Source organism: Nocardia sp. NPDC056541 (assembly GCF_042794235.1).
Taxonomy (GTDB): Bacteria; Actinomycetota; Actinomycetes; order Mycobacteriales; family Mycobacteriaceae; genus Nocardia.
This window is the reverse complement of the sequence record NZ_JBHTUD010000017.1, coordinates 39,704-59,924: the sequence shown is the minus strand read 5'-3', so window position 1 is coordinate 59,924 and position 20,221 is coordinate 39,704. Positions and strand designations below refer to the sequence as shown.

Annotated in this window: 19 protein-coding genes; 9 read left to right on the top strand and 10 right to left on the bottom strand. The window is 67.7% G+C overall.

The genetic code is table 11. From position 1 onward, the window contains the following. Positions 1–122 precede the first annotated feature (122 nt). Positions 123–587 (top strand): hypothetical protein, encoded by a 465-nt coding sequence (locus ACFQ9R_RS26825; RefSeq protein ID WP_378994143.1) that lies wholly within the window; start codon positions 123–125, stop codon positions 585–587. Here the strand turns inward: ACFQ9R_RS26825 and ACFQ9R_RS26820 are convergent. Further along, positions 572–2,005: a DHA2 family efflux MFS transporter permease subunit gene (locus ACFQ9R_RS26820; RefSeq protein WP_378994141.1), complete on the bottom strand. Its 1,434-nt coding sequence runs from the start codon at positions 2,003–2,005 to the stop codon at positions 572–574. The genes ACFQ9R_RS26825 and ACFQ9R_RS26820 overlap by 16 nt on opposite strands. Before the next feature lie 102 nt (positions 2,006–2,107). Between ACFQ9R_RS26820 and ACFQ9R_RS26815 the strand changes: the two genes are divergently transcribed. Continuing rightward, entirely contained in the window at positions 2,108–2,680 is a 573-nt protein-coding gene (locus tag ACFQ9R_RS26815) for a TetR/AcrR family transcriptional regulator (protein WP_378994139.1), read from the top strand. 6 nt (positions 2,681–2,686) lie between these two features. Here ACFQ9R_RS26815 and ACFQ9R_RS26810 read toward each other — a convergent pair whose 3' ends face one another. Then, a complete protein-coding gene (locus ACFQ9R_RS26810; protein WP_378994137.1) occupies positions 2,687–3,553 on the bottom strand; it encodes an NmrA/HSCARG family protein in 867 nt (288 codons plus the stop codon). A 94-nt stretch (positions 3,554–3,647) separates the two neighbouring features. Here ACFQ9R_RS26810 and ACFQ9R_RS26805 point away from each other — a divergent pair, with 94 nt between their 5' ends. Continuing rightward, positions 3,648–4,136 (top strand): MarR family winged helix-turn-helix transcriptional regulator, encoded by a 489-nt coding sequence (locus ACFQ9R_RS26805; protein ID WP_378994134.1) that lies wholly within the window; start codon positions 3,648–3,650, stop codon positions 4,134–4,136. 3 nt (positions 4,137–4,139) lie between these two features. Here ACFQ9R_RS26805 and ACFQ9R_RS26800 read toward each other — a convergent pair whose 3' ends face one another. The 4 genes from ACFQ9R_RS26800 to infC form a co-directional block, all read right to left on the bottom strand. Next, positions 4,140–4,937, bottom strand: coding sequence for a TrmH family RNA methyltransferase (locus ACFQ9R_RS26800; protein WP_378994132.1), 798 nt, complete (start codon positions 4,935–4,937; stop codon positions 4,140–4,142). A gap of 35 nt (positions 4,938–4,972) precedes the next feature. Beyond that, positions 4,973–5,359: a 50S ribosomal protein L20 gene (gene rplT, locus ACFQ9R_RS26795; RefSeq protein WP_019046423.1), complete on the bottom strand. Its 387-nt coding sequence runs from the start codon at positions 5,357–5,359 to the stop codon at positions 4,973–4,975. A gap of 116 nt (positions 5,360–5,475) precedes the next feature. Next, positions 5,476–5,673, bottom strand: coding sequence for a 50S ribosomal protein L35 (rpmI, locus tag ACFQ9R_RS26790; protein ID WP_056824456.1), 198 nt, complete (start codon positions 5,671–5,673; stop codon positions 5,476–5,478). Between the two features lie 30 nt (positions 5,674–5,703). Then, positions 5,704–6,435, bottom strand: coding sequence for a translation initiation factor IF-3 (infC, locus tag ACFQ9R_RS26785; protein ID WP_378637346.1), 732 nt, complete (start codon positions 6,433–6,435; stop codon positions 5,704–5,706). A gap of 334 nt (positions 6,436–6,769) precedes the next feature. Here infC and ACFQ9R_RS26780 point away from each other — a divergent pair, with 334 nt between their 5' ends. Further along, complete coding sequence (locus ACFQ9R_RS26780) at positions 6,770–7,111, top strand: DUF1844 domain-containing protein (RefSeq protein WP_378637057.1); 342 nt, start codon at positions 6,770–6,772, stop codon at positions 7,109–7,111. A 466-nt stretch (positions 7,112–7,577) separates the two neighbouring features. On the opposite strand, the gene uvrA is transcribed toward ACFQ9R_RS26780, so the two are convergent. Next, positions 7,578–10,550 carry an excinuclease ABC subunit UvrA gene (uvrA, locus tag ACFQ9R_RS26775; protein ID WP_378994130.1) on the bottom strand — a complete coding sequence of 991 codons (2,973 nt, stop codon included), beginning with the start codon at positions 10,548–10,550 and terminating at the stop codon, positions 7,578–7,580. Positions 10,551–10,778: 228 nt separating this feature from the next. Here uvrA and ACFQ9R_RS26770 point away from each other — a divergent pair, with 228 nt between their 5' ends. Next, positions 10,779–11,411 carry a response regulator transcription factor gene (locus tag ACFQ9R_RS26770; RefSeq protein ID WP_056824462.1) on the top strand — a complete coding sequence of 211 codons (633 nt, stop codon included), beginning with the start codon at positions 10,779–10,781 and terminating at the stop codon, positions 11,409–11,411. A 4-nt stretch (positions 11,412–11,415) separates the two neighbouring features. Here the strand turns inward: ACFQ9R_RS26770 and ACFQ9R_RS26765 are convergent, their stop codons facing one another. Continuing rightward, a complete protein-coding gene (locus tag ACFQ9R_RS26765) occupies positions 11,416–12,198 on the bottom strand; it encodes a sigma 54 modulation/S30EA ribosomal C-terminal domain-containing protein (protein WP_378994128.1) in 783 nt (260 codons plus the stop codon). Positions 12,199–12,337: 139 nt separating this feature from the next. Between ACFQ9R_RS26765 and ACFQ9R_RS26760 the strand changes: the two genes are divergently transcribed. After that, positions 12,338–14,161 carry a GAF domain-containing protein gene (locus ACFQ9R_RS26760; RefSeq protein ID WP_378994126.1) on the top strand — a complete coding sequence of 608 codons (1,824 nt, stop codon included), beginning with the start codon at positions 12,338–12,340 and terminating at the stop codon, positions 14,159–14,161. Position 14,162: 1 nt separating this feature from the next. Here the strand turns inward: ACFQ9R_RS26760 and ACFQ9R_RS26755 are convergent, their stop codons facing one another. Continuing rightward, complete coding sequence (locus ACFQ9R_RS26755) at positions 14,163–15,308, bottom strand: beta-ketoacyl synthase N-terminal-like domain-containing protein (protein ID WP_378994294.1); 1,146 nt, start codon at positions 15,306–15,308, stop codon at positions 14,163–14,165. A 94-nt stretch (positions 15,309–15,402) separates the two neighbouring features. On the opposite strand from ACFQ9R_RS26755, the gene ACFQ9R_RS26750 reads away from it, so the two are divergent. Genes ACFQ9R_RS26750 through ACFQ9R_RS26740 form a run of 3 tightly spaced genes read left to right on the top strand, consistent with a single transcriptional unit; the run spans position 15,403 to position 19,467 of the window. After that, positions 15,403–16,782: a diguanylate cyclase domain-containing protein gene (locus tag ACFQ9R_RS26750; protein WP_378994123.1), complete on the top strand. Its 1,380-nt coding sequence runs from the start codon at positions 15,403–15,405 to the stop codon at positions 16,780–16,782. 13 nt (positions 16,783–16,795) lie between these two features. Further along, positions 16,796–17,131: an antibiotic biosynthesis monooxygenase family protein gene (locus tag ACFQ9R_RS26745; protein WP_378994121.1), complete on the top strand. Its 336-nt coding sequence runs from the start codon at positions 16,796–16,798 to the stop codon at positions 17,129–17,131. A 44-nt stretch (positions 17,132–17,175) separates the two neighbouring features. Continuing rightward, positions 17,176–19,467, top strand: a complete 2,292-nt coding sequence (locus tag ACFQ9R_RS26740) for a HelD family protein (protein ID WP_378994119.1) — start codon at positions 17,176–17,178, stop codon at positions 19,465–19,467. A 51-nt stretch (positions 19,468–19,518) separates the two neighbouring features. Here ACFQ9R_RS26740 and ACFQ9R_RS26735 read toward each other — a convergent pair whose 3' ends face one another. Beyond that, complete coding sequence (locus ACFQ9R_RS26735; RefSeq protein ID WP_378661184.1) at positions 19,519–19,971, bottom strand: universal stress protein; 453 nt, start codon at positions 19,969–19,971, stop codon at positions 19,519–19,521. Between the last annotated feature and the right edge of the window lie 250 nt (positions 19,972–20,221).

The following is a 20,221-nucleotide window of genomic DNA, read 5'->3' as shown; positions in this document are numbered from 1 at the left end:
TTGTGTGGCTTCGGGATTCGGCCCGTGGGGCGGCGTCCGTTCCCGCGTGCGGCGGGGTTGTGCGCGCACCGGCCCGAACAGCAGGCGGCGCCCGAGCAGGGCCAGCACCCGGACAGTGTCGGATGACAGGGCCGAGCGGCCGTCGGGTCACGTCGGCGAGCGCACTGTCCTACGTTCGATTCCAGGCTGCGCAGCCCAATCGACACGGTCGACATCCGGGCGTGTTCGGCCTGGTGAACGGGCTGTGGACCGCAGGGCACCTGAGTGCCGGGGAGGTGCGGTTCCGCCGGGGCGGCAACGATTGGTTCAGCGAGAATCTGACGAATCCGAGTGACGTCGACCCGGGGGTGTACGACCGCGCACGGCATCCAGGTGCCGCCTCGTGGTTCAAGGCGAGCGCGGTGTCGATGATCGAGCGGGTCGAGGGATACCTCGCGATCCTCGACGCGCACGGCGTCGAATGGGAGCGGTTGGACTGCGCCGCACCGGGCACCATCATCTATGACGATGCCGAGCAGGTGGTTGTCGTGCCGTTCGGCGACAACCACCTGCTCAGGGAACCGATCAGCGGCTATCGCGCGGGCTGAGTGTGCCGGGGCAGGAACGCTGCCACCACCGCCGCGCAGGCGACCAGGGCGGCGCCGACCCACACCGCGGGAACGAGCCCGTCCACGTAGGCCTGGGGGTCGGTGTAGGAGCCGTGGGAGGCGAAGACCGAGGCCAGGACGGCGATGCCCATGGCGACGCCCACTTCGCGAACGGTGCTGCTGATGCCCGACGCCATGCCCTGGTCGGCGGGGGAAGCGCTGGCCATGACGATGGTGGACGAGGGCGCGAAGGTGAGGCCCATGCCGATGCCGCCGAGGACGAACGGGGCGACGAAGGCGAGATAGGGGACGTCGGCGGTGGTGATCATCGCCATCCAGCCGAGGGAGACGGCCAGGCAGAGCTGGCCGATCGCGATGAGGGTGCGGGCGCCGACGCGGTCGACGATCAGGCCGGCCAGCGGTGCGACGACCATCGGGACCATCGTCCACGGCATCGTGCGGATGCCCGACTCCAGCGGTGAGTAGCCCTGGACCACCTGGAAGAACTGGGCGAGCAGGAAGATCGAGCCGAAGACGCCGGACGAGAACCCGAAGGACACGATGAAGCTCAGGCTCAAGCCGCGGGATCGGAACATGCGTAGCGGGAGCATCGGATCGGTGGCATAGGTCTCCCAGACGACGAACGCGACGAGCAGCACGGCGCCGCCGATCAGCGCGGTGAGAACCTGCGGTGCGGTCCAGCCGTCATCGGCACCGTGGATGACACCCCAGACCAGCGCCAGCACGCCACCAGCTGAGAGCAGCACGCCCAAGTAGTCGAGTTTCCGTGCGGCGCCCCGTGATTCGGACAGCATGCGGGCAGCGAAGGGCAGCGCCAGCAGACCGATCGGGACGTTGAGCCAGAAGATCCACTGCCAGTTCAGGCCGTCGACCACCGCACCGCCGACGACCGGCCCGACGGCGACGCCCAAGCCGGCGATGCCGCCCCAGATCCCGATCGCGGCGCTGCGCATCTTCTCGGGTACCGCGGCGGCCAGCAAGGTGAGCGACAGCGGCATGACGGCCGCACCACCGACGCCCTGCACCGCACGGGCGGCGATGAGCATCCACGGCTCGGTGGCCAGCGCGCACGCCGCGGAAGCGACGACGAAGATGCCGATTCCGGCCAGGAAGACCCGGCGACGGCCGATCCTGTCGCCCAGGGCCGACGCCGACAGCAACAGCGCGGCGAAGGACAGCGTGTAGGCGTTGATGAACCATTGCAGGTCCGACAGTGACGCTCCCAGTTCGGTTTTGATCACCGGGAGGGCGTTCGTCACGACGAGATTGTCCAGCGTGACCATGAACATCGGAATGCCGACGGCGGCGATCACCGCGCCGAGCGGCTTGTTCTTAGCCCCGGAGTTCGGTGGCGTCACGGCGGCTCGCGCGCCGCCGGATTCGAGTGTCTGCGTCATGCCAAACCCTTAGTTGTTATTGACTGATAACTTCCTCGCTTATCGTTATGCATCGACTGATAACATGTCAAGAGGCATTCGAACGAGGAGGCAGTGACGCCCATGACGAGAACCCGGATGACCGCGTCCGAGCGCAGCGCCCAGGTGCTCGAAGCCGCGATCCATGCCTTTGCCGAAACCGGCTATGCCGCAACGAAAACCGATGAGATCGCCCGACTGGCGGGAGTGTCGCAGCCCTATGTGATCCGCCTGTTCGGAACCAAGCAGCAGCTGTTCATCGCCTGCCTGCTGGAGGTGTGTACACGCATCGAGCAGGTGTTCCGTGACGCCGAGATCGCCCCCGGCGCCGACACCTCGGAGGCATTGCGCACCCTCGGCCACGGCTTCGATGTCTTCCTGGCCGAACGCGAACTCCCCCTCGTACTGCTGCACGGCGCCGCCGCGAGCGCGGATCCGGCGATCGGCGACCACATGCGGGAGCGATTCGGGCGCATCTATCGCCTGATCGGGGAACTCACCGGCGCCGACACACTGGAATCGCGCCGCTTCGTCGCCACCGGCATGCTGCTCACCATCATGACCGCGATGCAGGTCGCGGGCAGCGACGCGATCACACTCCCCTGGGCCACCGAAATCCTCACCGACCTGCGCAGTGCCACCACCCCCTCGTGCTGAGGCCGGTCAGCGCGCGAGCAGCGCGGACCAGTTCTGCGCATCGGCCCAGTCCGTGAACGAATGCCAGGCGACGTCGGGGTACGCACGACGCAGGCCGCTGACATCGACGTCGAGGCCGACGGTGGCGAAGTAGTCGAACATGGCGGCCAGATCCTCGGAATGGCCGCGAACGTAGTCGAGCGGGACTTCGTGGTGTGCGATCGGACGGTCGAGGGCGACAGCCAGGGCGGCGGCGAGCCGGTCCGGGGTGAGTTCGTCGGCGGCGATGTCGATGCGGCGGCCCGCGAACTCGGCGCGGCGATCGAGGGCGAGCGCGGCGAAGGCGCCGATGTCCTCGGCACAGATCAGCGTGAGCGGGCGATCGGCGGGCATCGGCCAGGCGAAGGTGCCGTCACGGAGGCCGTCGAGGGTCCAGCCGGTGGCGTAGTTGTCCATGAAGGCGGCGGGCGCGATGACGGTCCACGGGACGCCGCTCGCCCGCAGATGCTCTTCGATCGCGAATTTGCTGTCGTAGTGCGGGATTCCGGTGGCACGGTCGGCATGCGCGGCGGAGGTGAAGACGATGTGGCCGACATGTGCGGCACCGGCGGCATCGATGAGGGTGACGCCGTGGCGGGTTTCGGCGGCGGTGTCGGTGCCGAACGGCGTGGTTACGGCGAAAAGGGAGTCGACACCGGCCAGGGCGACGCCGAGGGAGCCACGGTCGTCGAAGTCGGCGTAGTGGATCTCGGCGCCGAGATCGCGCAACGCCACCGCGGCGGGGCCGTCGGGAAATCGGGTGAGCGCGCGGACGCGGTGACCCAGGGTGAGCAGGACGCGAGCGGTGGCGCCGCCCTGTGCGCCGGTGGCACCGGTCACGGCGATGGTGAGCATGATGTTTCCTCCGGTATGATTTGCTGCGTGGCACATTAACTGTGTCATGCAGCAATCTATCCGTTTTAACTGCGTCGCGCAGCTGATAAGGAGTGTGATCCGGATTACAGAGCAGAGTCGACGTGCCCGCTACGCGGAGTTGTCGCGCGTCTCACGGCAATACATGGCCTCGTATGTCCTGTTCAATCAGGCAGTCGCCGACCATCTGGGCCTCCACCCCACCGATCTGCAATGCCTGAGCCTGCTCACCGCGGAGCCGCAGCCACTCACCGTCAAACAGATCGCCGATCTGACCGGACTCACCACCGGTTCCGCCACCCGATTGGTCGATCGACTCGAACGCGACGGCTATGTGATGCGCGAACCCGACGCCGAGGATCGCCGCCGGGTGCTGGTCTCCCCCGTACCCGAGCGCGTCGCCCGCGTCACCGCCGTCTGGGACGACCTCGGCGAGGGCTGGGAGGCGCTACTCGACACCCATACCGAGGACGAGCTCGCGGTGATCACCGATCACATGCGCAAGGCCGAGCAGCTCAGCCACACCCAGATCGACTATCTCCGGGGCCGCGCCGCACCGGCGTGAGAACTACCTCGCGTGCTGGACGCGGGCGCTCGCATAGAGGCAGATAGCCGCTGCCGCAGCCAGATTCAGGCTTTCGGCGCGGCCGTGGATGGGGATGCGGATGCGGTGATCGGCGCGGGCGGCGACGGCGGGGTCGAGGCCGTGGGCCTCGTTGCCGAAGAGCCAGGCGACCGGTCCGCGCAGGATGTCGTCGGCGGCGTCGAGGTCGACTTCGCCGTTGGCGGCGGTCGCGAGGATCGTCACGCCCGCGGCGGAGATCGCGTCGAGAGTCGCGGTGATGTCGCGGCTGCGGGCCACGGGGACGTGGAAGAGGCTGCCCGCGCTGGCGCGCACGCATTTGCCGTTGTGCGGGTCGACGGTCTCGCCCGCCAGCACCACCCCGTCGGCGCCGACCGCATCTGCGACCCGGATCAGGGTCCCCGCGTTGCCGGGTTCGGCGATCTCCACCGGGACGGCGAGCATCCGTGGGCGACCATCGAGAATCTCACCGAGCGGCACGTCGATGAGTTCGCACACCGCGACCAGGCCGGGCGCCGTGACGGTTTCACCGAGATGTTCGGCGGCGCGATCGCTGACCAAGGTGGTACGGACGCCGTCGGCGGTGGCACCGGCGATCAGCGCGTTCTCACGACCGGCGGCCGCGAGCGAATAGAAGATCTCCCGGACGCGGCCGGTCTCCAGAGCGGCGGACACCGCGTTGGCCCCCTCGGCGAGGAACAGGCCGGACTTGCGGCGCTGGGCCGCGCGCTGGAGCTTGACAGCGGAAACGACCCGCGGATTGCGCTCGGAGAGCGCGTCCACGGGCCGTTCCGACAGATCGCTGTGTGTTGTCAAGCTCAGGCAGCGGTGGCCGGGGCGTTGACGTCGGCCGGCAGCGCGGCCTTGGCGACAGCCACCAGGCCGGCGAAGGCCTCGGCGTCCGAGACCGCGAGCTCGGCGAGGATCTTGCGGTCCACCTCGACACCAGCGGCCTTGAGGCCCTGGATGAAGCGGTTGTAGGTGATGTCGTTCAGACGCGCGGCGGCGTTGATACGAGCAATCCACAGCTTGCGGAAGTCACCCTTGCGCGCCTTGCGGTCACGGTAGGCGTAGGTCAGCGAGTGGAGCTGCTGTTCCTTGGCCTTGCGGTACAGGCGCGAACGCTGGCCCCGGTAGCCCTTGGAGGCCTCGAGGATGGAACGGCGCTTCTTCTGAGCGTTGACGGCCCTTTTGACGCGTGCCACTGTGATAGTCCTTGATCATCTGGGGGCGCGGCGGCGCCCGAATTCGGTAGTTGTCGGCGTCCGGTTATCCCGGCCGCGGAATCGTCGGGTTGCGACGGTCGAGCTGACCGGAAAGGTCAGGCGAGACCGAGCAGCCGCTTCACGCGGGGGACGTCGACGGAAGCGACGGACTCCGTGCCTTCCAGACGACGAGTCCGGCGAGAGGACTTGTGCTCCAGGAGGTGGCGACGGTTCGCCTGCTCGCGAAGCAGCTTGCCCCGGCCGGTCACCTTGAATCGCTTCTTGGCGCCGCTGTGGGTCTTGTTCTTCGGCATGGATTCCTCTATCTAGTCGTTGAAATCGTTTTACTGCGGGTCGGCCGGCGCAGCCTGCTCGGCAGGCGCGGCCTGCTCGACCGGTGCGGCCGGTTCGACCGGCGCGGCCGGGTCTGCACTCGCGGGACCGGTCGGCAGCGGCTGACGTGTCGCCGCCGGCGCCGAAGAGTCCTGCTGGGCCTTCACCCGCGTCTTCGCACCCTTGTGGGGAGCGAGGACCATGGTCATGTTGCGGCCGTCCTGCTTGGCCGAGGTCTCGACGAACCCGAGATCGGCCACATCGGAGCCCAGACGCTGGAGCAACCGGAAGCCGAGTTCGGGACGCGACTGCTCACGACCGCGGAACATGATCGTGACCTTGACCTTGGACCCGGCTTCGAGGAAGCGAACCACGTTGCGCTTCTTGGTCTCGTAGTCGTGGTCGTCGATCTTCGGACGGAGCTTCTGCTCCTTGATCACGGTCTGGACCTGGTTCTTACGGGACTCGCGCGCCTTCTGCGCGGTCTCGTACTTGAACTTGCCGTAGTCCATGATCTTGCAGACCGGCGGACGGGCATCGGGTGCTACCTCGACGAGGTCGAGGTCGGCTTCGAGCGCGACGCGTAGTGCATCTTCAACACGCACGATCCCAACCTGTTCGCCGCCGGGTCCGATGAGACGAACCTCGGGAACACGGATGCGATCGTTGATGCGGGTCTCAGTGCTGATGGGGCCTCCTAGGTCAAGCGGTGTCGTCTTAACGACCGCACGCAATAACTGCAACCCCTGATTCAACACGAAAGCCCCGCTGCGGTATTTCTCCGCGACGGGGCCCGATGTCGACCGATCGCCCACAGCCGATGCCCTCACGAGCTCGGTTGTCGACCCCCGCGCGCCAGGCACACGGGAAACCCACCACAATGAGCGGGTGACCGGGACCGTTTATCCGAACGATGGATCGCCGGTAACGGTGGGAGTCGGGCTCCACTTATCTGCCCCACGGATGCATGACACATCCAGGGGCGGTCGTCAGCGGAAAGTCTAGCATGGCGTTGGGCTATCACCGAATCGGCCGGGCGCGAGCAACCGCGATCGGGCTCGCTATAGCCTGATCAGCATGACTGACGAGCTCGATCCTCCTGTGCGCGACCTGGCCGACATCCCCGCTGTCGAGGTGATCAGCCGGGCCGCCGTGATGCTGATGAGTTCGGCCGCGGAGAAGCTGGGCCTGGCAGGCGAGAACCCGGATTCGGGCGCGGGCGTCGACCTCGACGAGGCGCGCCGGGTGATCACCGCACTGGCCGGACTGGTCACGGCCTCGGTGGAGTACCTCGGCCCGCACGCGGGCCCGATCCGTGAGGGTTTGCAGGCGCTTCAGCGCGCGTTCCGCGAGGCATCCTCGGTACCGGACGCGCCGGGCACGGGACCGGGCGAGAAGTACACCGGTCCGGTGCACTGAGTTCTGCACAACGAAAAGATCCGCCGGCGCAGTGCGTCGGCGGATCTTTTTCTGTGCTGCGAGCGAACGTCGCGACTCAGACCACGGGGGTCGGAGTGGGACCGCCGGGGGTGACCGAGACGGCCGAGCCGGAGGAGATCATGTTGGCGAGTGCGGTGAGCAGCGCCGCGCTTCCGGTATCCATTACAGGCGTTCCTTTCGAATCCAGGTCAGACGGTCGGCTTGGTGGGCTCGTAAGCCAACGATGACCCGCCGGCGAGGAAACCGAGGATCTGGGCGATGAGCGCCGTGGTGGCTTCATCCATGAGGACGTTCCTTTCGAACTACACGACGATCGAGCCGTCGACAAACCGCTACTACCCGGCATTCCGGGGACGGTGAGGCGAATGTTACCCACGACTGTTTCACTTCGTGGCGCTTTCGGAAAGTCCCTGCCGGAACGTCTCGAAAAGGACGGTAGCCCGGCTCAGCGCAGCGCGGCCGCCTTTCGCGCCAACCGCTTGGCCGCGGTCGTCTCCGCCGGTGCCTTCTTCGCCGGGGCGGCTTTCTTCGCCGCCTTCTTCGCGGCGGGCTTCTTCGGCGCCGGCGCTGCCAGCACCTCCTTCAGGAACTGACCGGTGTAGCTGTCCGACACCCCGGCGATATCCTCCGGCGTGCCGGTGGCGACCACCGTACCGCCGCCGGAACCGCCCTCGGGGCCCATGTCGATGACCCAGTCGGCGGTCTTGATGACGTCGAGGTTGTGCTCGATGACGATCACCGTGTTGCCCTTGTCGACCAGTCCGTTGATCACCTTGAGCAGTTTGCGGATGTCCTCGAAGTGCAGGCCGGTGGTCGGCTCGTCGAGGATGTAGACCGTCCGGCCCATGGACCGTTTCTGCAGCTCGGCGGCCAGCTTCACGCGCTGCGCCTCACCGCCGGACAGGGTCGGCGCGCTCTGGCCCAGCCGCACGTAACCCAGGCCGACCTCGACGAGGGTCTTGAGATAGCGGTGGATCGAGGTGATCGCCTCGAAGAAGTCGGCCGCCTCGTCGATCGGCATGTCGAGGACTTCGGCGATGGTCTTGCCCTTGTAGTGCACCTCGAGGGTTTCCCGGTTGTACCGAGCGCCGTGGCAGACCTCGCACGGGACGTACACATCGGGCAGGAAGTTCATCTCGATCTTGAGCGTGCCGTCGCCCGAGCAGGCTTCGCAGCGCCCGCCCTTGACATTGAACGAGAACCGCCCGGGCTGGTAGCCGCGCACCTTGGCCTCGGTGGTGGAGGCGAACAAGGTGCGGATCTTGTCGAAGACGCCGGTGTAGGTGGCCGGGTTCGAGCGCGGGGTGCGCCCGATCGGCGACTGATCGACCTGCACCAGCTTGTCGAGGTTGTCGAGGCCGTTGATCCTGGTGTGCCGGCCCGGCACCTGGCGGGCACCGTTGAGCTTGTTCGCGAGAACGGTGGCCAGGATGTCGTTGACCAGGGTCGACTTGCCCGAACCGGAGACACCGGTGACCGCGGTGAGTACACCCAGCGGGAACGCCACGTCGACATTGCGCAAATTGTGTTCGGTGGCGCCCACGACGGTGAGCTTGCGCTTCTTGTCGATCGCGCGCCGCACCAGCGGCAGCTCGATCTGCTCGCGGCCGGAAAGATAAGCGCCGGTGAGCGATTCGGGCTCGGTCAGCAGCTCCTCATAGGGACCGCTGTGCACCACGCGACCACCGTGCTCGCCCGCGAGGGGGCCGATGTCGACCACCCAGTCCGAGGCGCGGATGGTGTCCTCGTCGTGCTCGACGACGATCAGCGTGTTGCCCAGCTTCTTCAACCGCAGCAGCGTCTCGATGAGCCTGCGGTTGTCGCGCTGGTGCAGACCGATCGACGGCTCGTCGAGAACATAGAGGACACCGACCAGACCGGAACCGATCTGGGTGGCCAGCCGGATGCGCTGGGCCTCACCGCCGGACAGGGTCGCGGCCGCCCGCGACAGCGTCAGGTACTCCAGGCCGACGTCGAGCAGGAAGCCGAGCCTGGCCTGGATCTCCTTGAGCACCTGACCGGCGATCGCGGTCTCGCGCTCCCCCAGCGTGAGCGCGTTCAGGAAGTGCGCGCAGTCGCCGATGGACAGTTCACTGACCTCGGCGATCGACTTGTCGGTGCCGTCCGAGGCCAGGGTGACGGCCAGGATCTCCGGGCGCAGCCGGGAACCGTTGCAGACCGGGCACGCCACATCGCGCATGTACCCGTCGTAGTGCTCTTTCATCTGCTCGGACTCGGTGTTCTCCATGCGCCGCTGCAGGAACGGCATCACGCCTTCGAAATCGGCGTAATAGGAACGCTTGCGCCCGTAGCGGTTGGTGTAGGACACGTGCACCTGGTCGGAGCTGCCTTCCAGCACCGCCTTGCGGGCCTTCGCGGGCAGATCGCGCCACGGGGTGTCCATCGAGAAGCCGACCGCCTCGGCCAGCCCGGAGAGCAACCGGTTGAAGTACTCGGCGGTCTGCCCGCGCGACCACGGGGCGATCGCGCCGTCGGCCAGGCTCAGGTCGGGGTCGGGCACCACCAGTTCCGGATCGACTTCCTTGCGGATGCCGAGGCCGGTGCAGTCGGGGCAGGCGCCGTAGGGCGAGTTGAAGGAGAACGAACGGGGCTCGAGGTCCTCGATGTCGAGGGGGTGGCCGTTGGGGCAGGCCAGACGTTCGGAGAAGCGGCGCTCCCGGTCGTGGGCGTGCTCGTCGCGGTCGACGAAATCGAGCACCACGATGCCGTCGGCCAGGCGCAGCGCGGTCTCGATCGAGTCGGTGAGGCGCTGCTTGGAGGCGGCCTTGACCGAGAGGCGGTCGACGACCACCTCGACGTCGTGCTTCTCCTGCTTCTTCAGCTTCGGCGGATCGGTGAGCGGGTACACCACGCCGTCGACCCGCACGCGCGAGTAACCCTGGGTCTTGAGCTGGTCGAACAGGTCGACGAACTCGCCCTTGCGGGTGCGCACCACAGGCGCCAGCACCTGGAACTTGAGGCCGTCGTCCATCGCGAGCACCTGGTCGACGATCTGCTGCGGGCTCTGCTTTTCGATCAGCTCGTGGCAGACCGGGCAGTGCGGCGTGCCCGCGCGGGCATAGAGCAGGCGCAGGTAGTCGTAGACCTCGGTGATGGTGCCGACCGTGGACCGCGGGTTGCGGTTGGTCGACTTCTGGTCGATCGACACCGCGGGCGAGAGCCCCTCGATGAAGTCGACATCCGGCTTGTCCATCTGCCCGAGGAACTGACGCGCGTAGGCCGACAGCGATTCGACGTAGCGACGCTGTCCCTCGGCGAAGATCGTGTCGAACGCCAAGCTCGACTTCCCGGAACCGGACAGACCGGTGAACACGATCAGGCTGTCGCGCGGCAAATCCAGGTCTACACCTTTCAGGTTGTGTTCCCGAGCTCCGCGCACAGTGAGGCGTTCCGCCACCTGGTGAATCCCTTCTCCATCGTCATCCGCCGACCGGACATATTCCCCCGTCGCCAATGCTAGGCCGGGGGTCCGACAAGTTTCGGTCCGCAGGCGAGCGGCCCCGTCGACCCAGGGCTCTGCGCAGGGGGCGTGACATTTCTCGTTCGCCGACAGGCCCCACGACCGAGATACGCGGATTATGTTGGACCACAAGGGGGGATCGCTCGACATGATGAAGGAGCCGGCGTGCTCGAGGTGTTCCTGGTCGACGACCACGAGATCGTGCGGCGAGGGTTGATCGACCTGCTGGAAGGTGATCCAGAACTCACTGTGATCGGTCAGGCGGGCGGTGTCGCCGAGGCGATGGTGCGCATCCGCGAGGCCCGCCCTGATGTCGCGGTCCTCGACGTGCGGTTACCCGACGGCAACGGCATCGAGCTGTGCCGCAACCTGCTGGCCGAATTCGACGACCTGCACTGCCTGATCCTGACCTCGTTCTCCGACGAGCACGCCATGCTCGACGCCATCCTGGCCGGCGCCAGCGGGTATGTGGTGAAGAACATCGACGGGATGAAACTGGCCGACGCGATCAAGCAGGTGGGCGCGGGCCACTCGCTGCTCGATACCCGCGCCGCCGACGCCCTGCGCGCCCGGCTGCGCCGCAGCGCCGAACCCTCCGGGCCGCTGGCCGGGCTCACCGACCAGGAACGCCGGCTACTCGAACTGCTCGGCGAGGGTCTGACCAATCGGCAGATCGCCGCGCGCATGTTCCTCGCGGAGAAGACGGTCAAGAACTACGTCTCGCGACTGCTGGCGAAACTGGGTGTCGAACGCCGCACCCAGGCGGCCGTCCTGGCGACGAAACTCCGCGAGCCGTGACGGTTCAGGACGGAACGACGATGGTGAGGTTCCCGTCGTAGCGGCGGTAGAGCAGGTTGCCGCGGCCGGTGTGGCTGTCGGTGAAGAACAGGTAGGGCAGCCCGGCGGCGCACAGCGCGTCGGAGGCCTCGTCCTCGGCGAAGACGGGAGCCGCGTCCTGCACCACCCGGACCGGCATCGCGCTCGCGGTCAACGGCAGCTCGACCGAGGAGTCCGCCGCGGCGGTGAGCCGCTGCCTGGCCAGCGCGACGCCGTGCGGGTCGGCCCACGTGACGATGGCGTCCTCACCGGTATCGGCGTCGGTGAACAGGTAGGCGTCGTAGTCCATCGCGTCCAGCACGGTGCTGGCTTCCAGCGGCGTTCCGGTCATCAGGGCACAGTCCTTGCGACGGATGATCGGCCGCGTCTCGGTGATCTGGGCCAGCGGCCGACGGGCCGGGTCGGGCCACGCGCCGCGCGCTTCCTTGCCCGCGCGGCGGGCGAGCTGACGGTCGAGCCGTTCGGCGGCGAAGGTGACCGCGAAACCGCCGGGGCCGGTGACCTGGACACGGGTGAAGGTGTCGTTGGTACGGATATTGGCCTGCACCAGGGTCGGCTCGTCGTACCCCTGCGGCGCGGTGACGCGCACCCTGGCCGGACTGTCGAGATGATGCCTGCGCATCACGCGGGTGATGGCCCGAACAGCACGGGTGACGTCCTGGGCCGGCACTTCGCCACGCGTGGTCACGGCGAGCTCCGGGTCCGCGGCGGTCGTCCAGTGCTGGGTGCTCGACAACGAATTCATCATGTGCCCCACTTCTCGATCCCAATTCCCGGTGCCCAATGCCACCACTACCGCCGGTGCGAGTGAAGGGCCGAAAGTCCCCTCATTGCGGACTAGACTTTGCTTCGACTCACTCGAGGAGCTGCGAAGACGGGGTACTGCGATGGCGAACGACGGTCGGGGCGGCCGCTATTCGGCTGACCAGACGGTGTCGCGGCAGATGTTGCGCAGCCTGCTCGGCGAGGTCGCCGACCGGGTCGAAGTGATGATCGGTTCGCGCGATCGGATGGACGGCCTCGTCGAGGCCATGCTCACCGTCACCGCGGGTCTGGACCTGGACGAAACCCTGCGCACCATCGTGCGGACCGCGATGAGCCTGGTCGACGCCCGCTACGGCGCGCTGGCGGTCCGCGGCCACGATCAGCAGGTCGCGCAGTTCATCGACGAGGGCATGCCGGATCAGATCCGCGACCGGATCGCGCGATTACCCGCGGGCCACGGCGTACTCGGCGCGGTGTTCGCGCACAAGGCGCCGCTGCGGCTGGCCGATCTCACCCAGCACGAATCCTCGATCGGGTTTCCGGCGGGACATCCGCCGATGCACACGTTCCTCGGTGTGCCCGTACGCATTCGGGACGAGGTGTTCGGCAGTCTCTATCTGACCGAGAAGTCCGACGGTCAGCCGTTCACCGAGGAAGACGAAGTCCTGGTACTGGCGCTGGCGGCCGCCGCGGGCATCGCGGTCGACAACGCGCGACTCTACGAGCAGGCACGCACCAGGCAGGCGTGGATCGAGGCGACGCGCGATATCGCGACGGAATTCCTGGCCGGTACCGAATCCGATCGGGTGCTCGGTCATGTGGTCGATCACGCGCGCGGGCTCACCGGATCGCATCAGGCGTTTCTCGCCTCGGTGCCGGTGCCCGACGAATTGCCCGGCGAGATCAGCGAATTGGTGGTCACCCAGTGGACCGGCCCCGATGCGGGCCAGGACTGGCAGACCATCCCGATCGCGGGGACGGTGGTGGGCGACGCCTTCAGCAGACGCACACCGCTGCGCTTCGACGACGTGTCGCAGGTGACACTGGGCGTCGAGTTCCCCGTGGCCGAATTGCCCGGCGCCGGACCGGCTCTCGTGCTGCCGCTGTGCACCCCCGATGCCACCCTCGGCGTCCTGGTGACGTTCCGGCCGCCGGGTTTCGCGCCGTATTCCGACGAGATGCTCGAGCTGACGGCGGCCTTCTGCGATCAGGCCGCGCTGGCGGTGCGGCTGGCCGACGCGCAGCAGCGGATGCGCGAACTCGACCTCGTCGCCGACCGCGACCGGATCGCGCGCGACCTGCACGACCATGTGATCCAGCGCCTGTTCGCGATCGGCCTCACCGTGCAGGCGACCCTGCCCAAGGCAGTGGTTCCCGAAGTGCGGCAACGGCTTTCGACGGTGATCATGGATCTGCAAGAGGTGGTGCAGGAGATCCGCACCTCCATCTTCGATCTGCACGCCAGCGGCTCCGGTCACAGCGAAGGGCTGCAGCAGCGCCTCGAGGTGGCGATCCGGCGCCAGACCTCCGATATCGCCCTGCGCGCGACGATCCAGGTGTCGGGCCCGCTGTCGGTCCTCGATCCGCAGCTGGCCGACCATGCCGAGGCGGTGGTGCGCGAGGCGGTGAGCAACGCGGTGCGCCATTCCGGCGCCGACACCGTCGCCATCGTGATCGAGGTGGCCGACGATCTGGTGATCACGGTGTCCGACAACGGCTGGGGTATCCCGAACCACGTCATCCGCAGCGGGCTGCGCAATCTCGAGCAGCGCGCGCAGGAGGCGGGCGGGTATTTCGAGGTCGGTCCGGCGAAACGCCCCGACGCCGACGGCAACCACCCCGAGATGCCGGGCACACAGCTGCGCTGGGCGGTGCCCCTGCCCCAGGACGCGCCGACGACCGGCGGGTTCGCCCTCGCCGCCGGACCCGAGACGGGCGAGGATTGAGTCAGGCCGCGGCCAGGACCACGGCGGCGTTGTTGCCGCCCATTCCCATCGACAGTTTCAGCGTCGCGCCGTCGAGCAGCGGGGTCGGGCCGTTGAGCAGTCGCGGGTGCGCGGGCGCCACAGCCGGCGCCGACGCGACGATGCCGCGCTCGTAGGACAGGGAGATCGCGGCGACTTCGACCGCCGCGCAGGCGCCTTGACAGTGCCCGGTGAGCGGTTTGAGCGCGGCGATGGCGGGCCGGTCGTCGAAGACGGTGCGCAGCACGTCGCGTTCGGCGGCATCGCACTGCCTGGTCCCGGTGCCGTGCGCGTTGTAGTACGCCACGTCGCCGGCGTCGATCCCCGCGTCGGCCAGAGCGCGGCGGACGCAGGCGATGATCTGGGTGTGGCTGGGATCGACCGAGACGACATGGAAGGCGTCGTTGGTCATCGCGCCGCCGAGCAGCCGCGCATAGGGCCGCTCGACCGCGTCGGTGAGCAGCAGCGCCACCGACGCCTCGGCCATCGTGAAACCGAGGGTGCCCTCCTGAAAGGGCCTGCAGGCGGTGAACGGGTCGGCATCGGCGATCGCGGCACCCAGACCGACGAAATGTTCGAGCATGTCCGGGGTGGCCGACAGGTCGGTGGTGATGCACAACACATCGTCGACCAGACCCGCGTCACGCCACATCTTCGCCGTCAGCAGCGCGACAGTGCCCGAACTGCACGCCGCCGACACGTTCATCGCGGGCCCGTGGAAACCGAACTCCTGCATCACCACCGAAATGGGTGTCGACGGCAGCATCCGCAGATAGTCGCGTGAGCGCCGGTGGCCCTCGTCACGACGGTAGAAATCGCGCCAATCGGCGACATCGCCCAGGGTGAACGCGTGCACGAGGCCGACGGTGCGCCCCTCCCGGCGCCACCCGCGTTCCTGCGCGTCGGCGATCGCCTCGGCGGCCGCGGCGAACACGGCACGCCCGAACAGACCGGTTCCGTAGGCTGCGTCACCACCGTCGGGAATCAGCCCGACCCAGGCGTGCTGATCACGTCCGGGCCCGTAACCGGGGTACAAACGGGCTGCCGGTTTGCACCCCAACAATCCCTGCCACAGCGATTCCCGACCCCACCCGTAACCGGAGACAACACCCATGCCGGCGATCGACATAGAATCGAGGCGGTGGGTCATGCCGCCCGTGAGCACATCCAGTGTCACATCGCTCCTCGCGGATCTTCATGAAGGATCACCAGACTAGTCCGGTATGCCGTTCGCAGACCAGGCCGAGATCGGGGGTTTCGCAGTGGGAGAAGGAAGGACCGACGCGGCGAGCGCCGAGCAGCTCGCGCAGCGCTACCGGTCGCTGGTCGAACACACTCCCGATGCCATCTGTGTGCACGAGTCGGGGACGATCGTCTACGTCAATCCGGCGATGGTTCGCCTGCTCGGCGCCCGTTCGGTGGACGACCTGCTCGGCTTGTCGATCACCGACTTCGTCCATCCCGATTCCGTCGCGGCCATGCTCGACCGGATCGATCAGCTCACCGCCGAGGGATCGGCCTCGCCGCCCACCGACATGGATCTCGTCCGGGTGGACGGGCGCACGGTGCCGGTGCAGACCGTGTCGGTGCTCACGGTGTGGCAGGAGAAGCTCGCGTTCCAGGTGGTCGTGCACGATCTCACCGCCCAACGCGCGGCGGAGGCGTCGGCGCGGCAGGCGGAGGCGTATTTCACCACCGTGGTGTCGCAGCTGGAAGAAGGCGTGCTCGTCGTCGATCGGCGCGGTCGCCTCGAATCGATCAACCCCGCAGGCAAACGCATACTCGGCATCGCTGCGGAGGCCGAGCCGGTACTCGGACTGCACATCGACGAACTGCCCATGAAAATGCTCGACCGCGACGGCCGACCACTCGCGCCCGACCAGCATCCGATGGCGCGCACCCTCGCGACGGGAGAGGCGGTGACCCAGTTCATTTTCGGGGTCGAGCGCACCGACGGGCAGCTGGTATGGCTGTCGTGCAACTGCCGATTACTCAATCCGGACAGCCCGGAGTCGGCGGGGGTGTCCTCGTTCGCCGACATCACCGCGTTCCGGGCCAGCAAGCGCCAGCTCGAGTACCAGGCCACCCATGACGCGCTGACCGGGCTCGCGAATCGTTCCCTGATCCTGTCGCAGCTGTCCACGGCACTGGCCGACGACGGCGGCACGCTGATCACCACGGTGCTGTTCATCGACCTCGACGGCTTCAAAGCGATCAACGACACCCTCGGGCACGCCATCGGCGACACGGTGTTGCAGATCGTCGCCCAGCGGTTGCAACAGGCGTTGCGCACCGAAGACCTGGTCGGGCGGCTCGGGGGCGACGAATTCCTGGTGCTGCTGGCCGGTCATCCGCAGCGCGCCGACCTGCCCGCACTGGTGGAGCGCCTGCGCGTGAAGATGGCGGAACCGATCATCGCCAGCGGTCACCGTCTCGAGGTGAGCGCCTCGGTCGGCATCACCGAACTCGGCCCGCACGAACGGCGCACGCCCGAAGCCGTGCTGCACGACGCCGACCTGGCGATGTACCGCGACAAGCCGTCGGCCCATCGTGAGCTCGGTCTCGGTCAGAATCGACGCTCGAACAACACCCACGCCTCCTGACAGACTGGTCGGCGTGATCGTCGAACACGCGCTGTTACCCGTTCGCCCCGGCGCCGCCGCCGCTTTCGAAGCGGCCTTCGCGCAGGCGTATCCGATCATCGCGGGAATGCCCGGTTTCGGTGGGTTGTCGTTGTCGCGCTGTGTCGAGCGGCCCGACTGCTTCCTGTTGCTGGTGCGCTGGGAGCAGCTGGCCGACCACACAGTGGGATTCCGTGAGTCACCGGAATATCAGCGCTGGCGTGCGCTGTTGCACCACTTCTACGAGCCTTTTCCGGTGGTCGAACACTTCACGCCGATCCTCGGCGACGAAGTGTTCCCGGTCGCGGCGGCCCTGCCCGCGGACACGTAGACTCGACAACTCTGTTCTCAACGCGGTGACAAAGGAGTCCTGTTTTGCCCGACCGCCTCGCCGACGCCTCCCCGGCCGCGCACAACCGCGAGATCGAACAGGAGCAGCAGTACCTCTCGGTGCTCTACGACCGGCTCGACGGCATGCGCGACTACGCGCAGAACCGGCTCAAGACTGTGCTCCTCGAATCCGGTGGCACACCGCAGGCGCGCAGTGAGCGCGAGTCCTTCACCCAGCTCTACAACGAGGACCTGTCCAAATACGACGCCGCCGAGCACGGTCTGTGCTTCGGCCGGATCGATCTGGAAGGCACCGAGGACGCGGCGCGCTACATCGGCAGGCTCGGCATCCTCGACGAGGACAACGACTACGAGCCGCTGCTGCTCGACTGGCGCGCTCCGCTGGCCCGCCCGTTCTACCTGGCCACCACCGCCAATCCCGAGAACGTCACCCGGCGCAGGCACATCCGCTCGCGCAACCGCGCGGTGACCGCGATCAACGACGAGTACCTCGATCTCGATGCCGCCGAGCGCGACGGTGTGGTCGGCACCGACGACGGCGTCGGTGGTGAGAGCGCGCTGCTGTCGGCACTCAACGCCGCCCGCACCGGGCACATGAACGACATCGTCGAGACGATCCAGAGCGAGCAGGACGCGATCATCCGCTCCGAGCACAAGAGCGTGCTCGTCGTGCAGGGCGGGCCGGGCACCGGCAAGACCGCCGTCGCGCTGCATCGCGCGGCCTTCCTGCTCTACACCTATCGGCAGCAGCTGGCCAAGAGCGGCGTGCTGATCATCGGCCCGAACGCCACCTTCCTCGACTACATCGGCCAGGTGCTGCCCTCGCTCGGCGAGACCGGCGTGCTGCTGTCGACCATCGGCGACCTGTACCCGGGGGTGAAGGCGGTGCGCGAGGATTCGCTGCGCGCCGGGGAGATCAAGGGTTCCCTCGACATGCTCGAGGTGCTCAAGCAGGCGGTGCGCGACCGTCAGGAAGTGCCGTCGGAGCCGGTGCGCCTGGCGTTCGACGGCTACCCGGTGACGCTGGACCGCAAGATCGCGACCAGGGCGCGTGGGCGGGCCCGCTCCTCGCGCCGCCCGCACAACCTGGCCAGGCCGATCTTCGCGTCGTCGGTGATCGACGCGCTCACCGACCAGCTCGCCGCCACGATGGGCGCCGACCTGTCCGGCGGCACGAGCCTGCTCAGCTCCGCCGACCTCAGCGAGATCGGCGACGAGATGCGCGCCGACCCGCACGTGCAGGCCGCGATCAGCGCGCTGTGGCCGGTGCTCTCGCCCCAGGAAGTGCTCGCCGACCTGCTCGCCGACCCGGCGCGTCTCGACCGCGCCGCCAAGACGTTGAGCCCCGAGGACCGCGCCGAGCTGGTGCGCTCCGACGACGGCACCTTCGGCGCGGCCGACGCCCCGCTGCTCGACGAGCTGGCCGAGCTGCTCGGGGTCGACGACACCGAGGAACGCGAACGCTCGCGTCGCCGGTGGCGAGCCCAGATCGAGGAGGCCCAGGACGCCCTCGACATCCTCACCGGTTCCGCCCCGCAGGACATCGAGGACGAACTCGATCCCGAGATCCTGATGGCCTACGACCTGATCGACGCCTCCCAGCTGGCCCAGCGCCAGGAATTCGGCAACCGCCAGACCACCGCCGAACGCGCCGCGGGCGACCGGACCTGGACCTACGGGCACGTGATCGTCGACGAGGCACAGGAGCTTTCGGAAATGGCGTGGCGCATGGTGATGCGGCGCATCCCGAATCGCTGGATCACCGTCGTCGGCGACGTCGCCCAGACCGGCGATCCGGCCGGCGCGTCGTCCTGGCAGCGGGTGCTGGAACCGTATGTGGCACAGCGCTGGAAGCTCACCGAGCTCACGGTGAACTACCGCACTCCCGCCGAGATCATGGCGGTCGCGGCCGATGTGCTCGCCGAGATCGACCCGGGTACCAAGGTGCCGCGTTCGGTGCGCGAGACCGGCAATCCCCCACGCGCCTACCGGGTGTTGCCTGCCGACGTCGCGGGCGAGGTGGCGCGGTTGCTCGAGGTCGAGCACGGTCCGGGTACCTCCGCGGTCCTCGCTCCCGCGGCCCTGGTACCCGAATTATCCTCGCTGGCAGGTGAATCCGTTCAGGTCCTCACCGTGCACGACGCGAAGGGCCTCGAGTTCGACCGGGTGTACCTGGTGGAGCCACAGGCGATCCTGGACGAGTCCCCCCGCGGACTCAACGACCTGTACGTCGCGCTGACCCGCGCGACCCAGCGACTGGCCGTGGTGCACACCGAGGACCTCCCCGAGGTGCTGTCCGCGCTCGAACCGGCCTGAGACACAACGAAGGCCCCTGACCGCAGTCGGTCAGGGGCCTTCCTCGTCGAACTAGCGGACGGTGTGCACGATCAGCACGTCCGAACGGGACTTGCGGGCCACGTCCGAGGGGACGGAGCCGAGCAGGCGACCGGTGAGGGTGTTGAGGCCTCGGTTGCCGACGACGAGCAGGTCGGCGTCCACTTCGTTGACGAGGTCGAGCAGCGAATCGACCGGCTCGCCGACGATCGCGCGGTCGACGATGTTCTTCGCACCGGCGGCCAGCGCCTTCTCCCGGGCGACGTGCAGGATCTCGTTGGTCGGGGCCGAGCCACGGACCTGGTAGGCCTCGTCCTTGAGCACATCGGCGGCAGCGGCGACGTCGCGGTCGTCGGTCGGGAAGTAGGCGCAGGCCAGCACGAGAGTTGCCTCAGCGTCCCCGGCGAGCGCCGCGGCCTTCTCCACCGCCACGTACGACGAATCCGAGCCATCAGTACCGACGACAATGGTCCGGTAGGCGGTCATCTCTCCTCCAACTTGGTCGGTGCCAGCACCGAACCACTCGGGAATCGAGCGTCAGCGCGGCAATTGGCTCGACCCTAACGCCAAATCAGGCCGATTTATCAGAAATCGCAACAGATCACACCGGGAGTGTTGGCGCCCCTGCCCGATGTCACGGTGGCCTTCGCAACAATCGAGAAGATTCACCTGCGGCAACAAGACCGCAGTTCGAAGAAATTGTGGCCTATCACAACACGATCAACGACGTAGTGCG

Coding starts and splice junctions, on each gene's coding strand:
- ACFQ9R_RS26815 (WP_378994139.1), top strand. CDS start 2,108: ATGACGAGAACCCGGATGACCGCGTCCGAGCGCAGCGCCCAGGTGCTC.
- ACFQ9R_RS26765 (WP_378994128.1), bottom strand. CDS start 12,198: ATGATGAATTCGTTGTCGAGCACCCAGCACTGGACGACCGCCGCGGAC.
- ACFQ9R_RS26755 (WP_378994294.1), bottom strand. CDS start 15,308: ATGTCGATCGCCGGCATGGGTGTTGTCTCCGGTTACGGGTGGGGTCGG.
- ACFQ9R_RS26825 (WP_378994143.1), top strand. CDS start 123: ATGACAGGGCCGAGCGGCCGTCGGGTCACGTCGGCGAGCGCACTGTCC.
- ACFQ9R_RS26820 (WP_378994141.1), bottom strand. CDS start 2,005: ATGACGCAGACACTCGAATCCGGCGGCGCGCGAGCCGCCGTGACGCCA.
- ACFQ9R_RS26750 (WP_378994123.1), top strand. CDS start 15,403: ATGCCGTTCGCAGACCAGGCCGAGATCGGGGGTTTCGCAGTGGGAGAA.
- ACFQ9R_RS26810 (WP_378994137.1), bottom strand. CDS start 3,553: ATGCTCACCATCGCCGTGACCGGTGCCACCGGCGCACAGGGCGGCGCC.
- ACFQ9R_RS26760 (WP_378994126.1), top strand. CDS start 12,338: ATGGCGAACGACGGTCGGGGCGGCCGCTATTCGGCTGACCAGACGGTG.
- ACFQ9R_RS26780 (WP_378637057.1), top strand. CDS start 6,770: ATGACTGACGAGCTCGATCCTCCTGTGCGCGACCTGGCCGACATCCCC.
- rpmI (WP_056824456.1), bottom strand. CDS start 5,673: ATGCCGAAGAACAAGACCCACAGCGGCGCCAAGAAGCGATTCAAGGTG.
- ACFQ9R_RS26735 (WP_378661184.1), bottom strand. CDS start 19,971: ATGACCGCCTACCGGACCATTGTCGTCGGTACTGATGGCTCGGATTCG.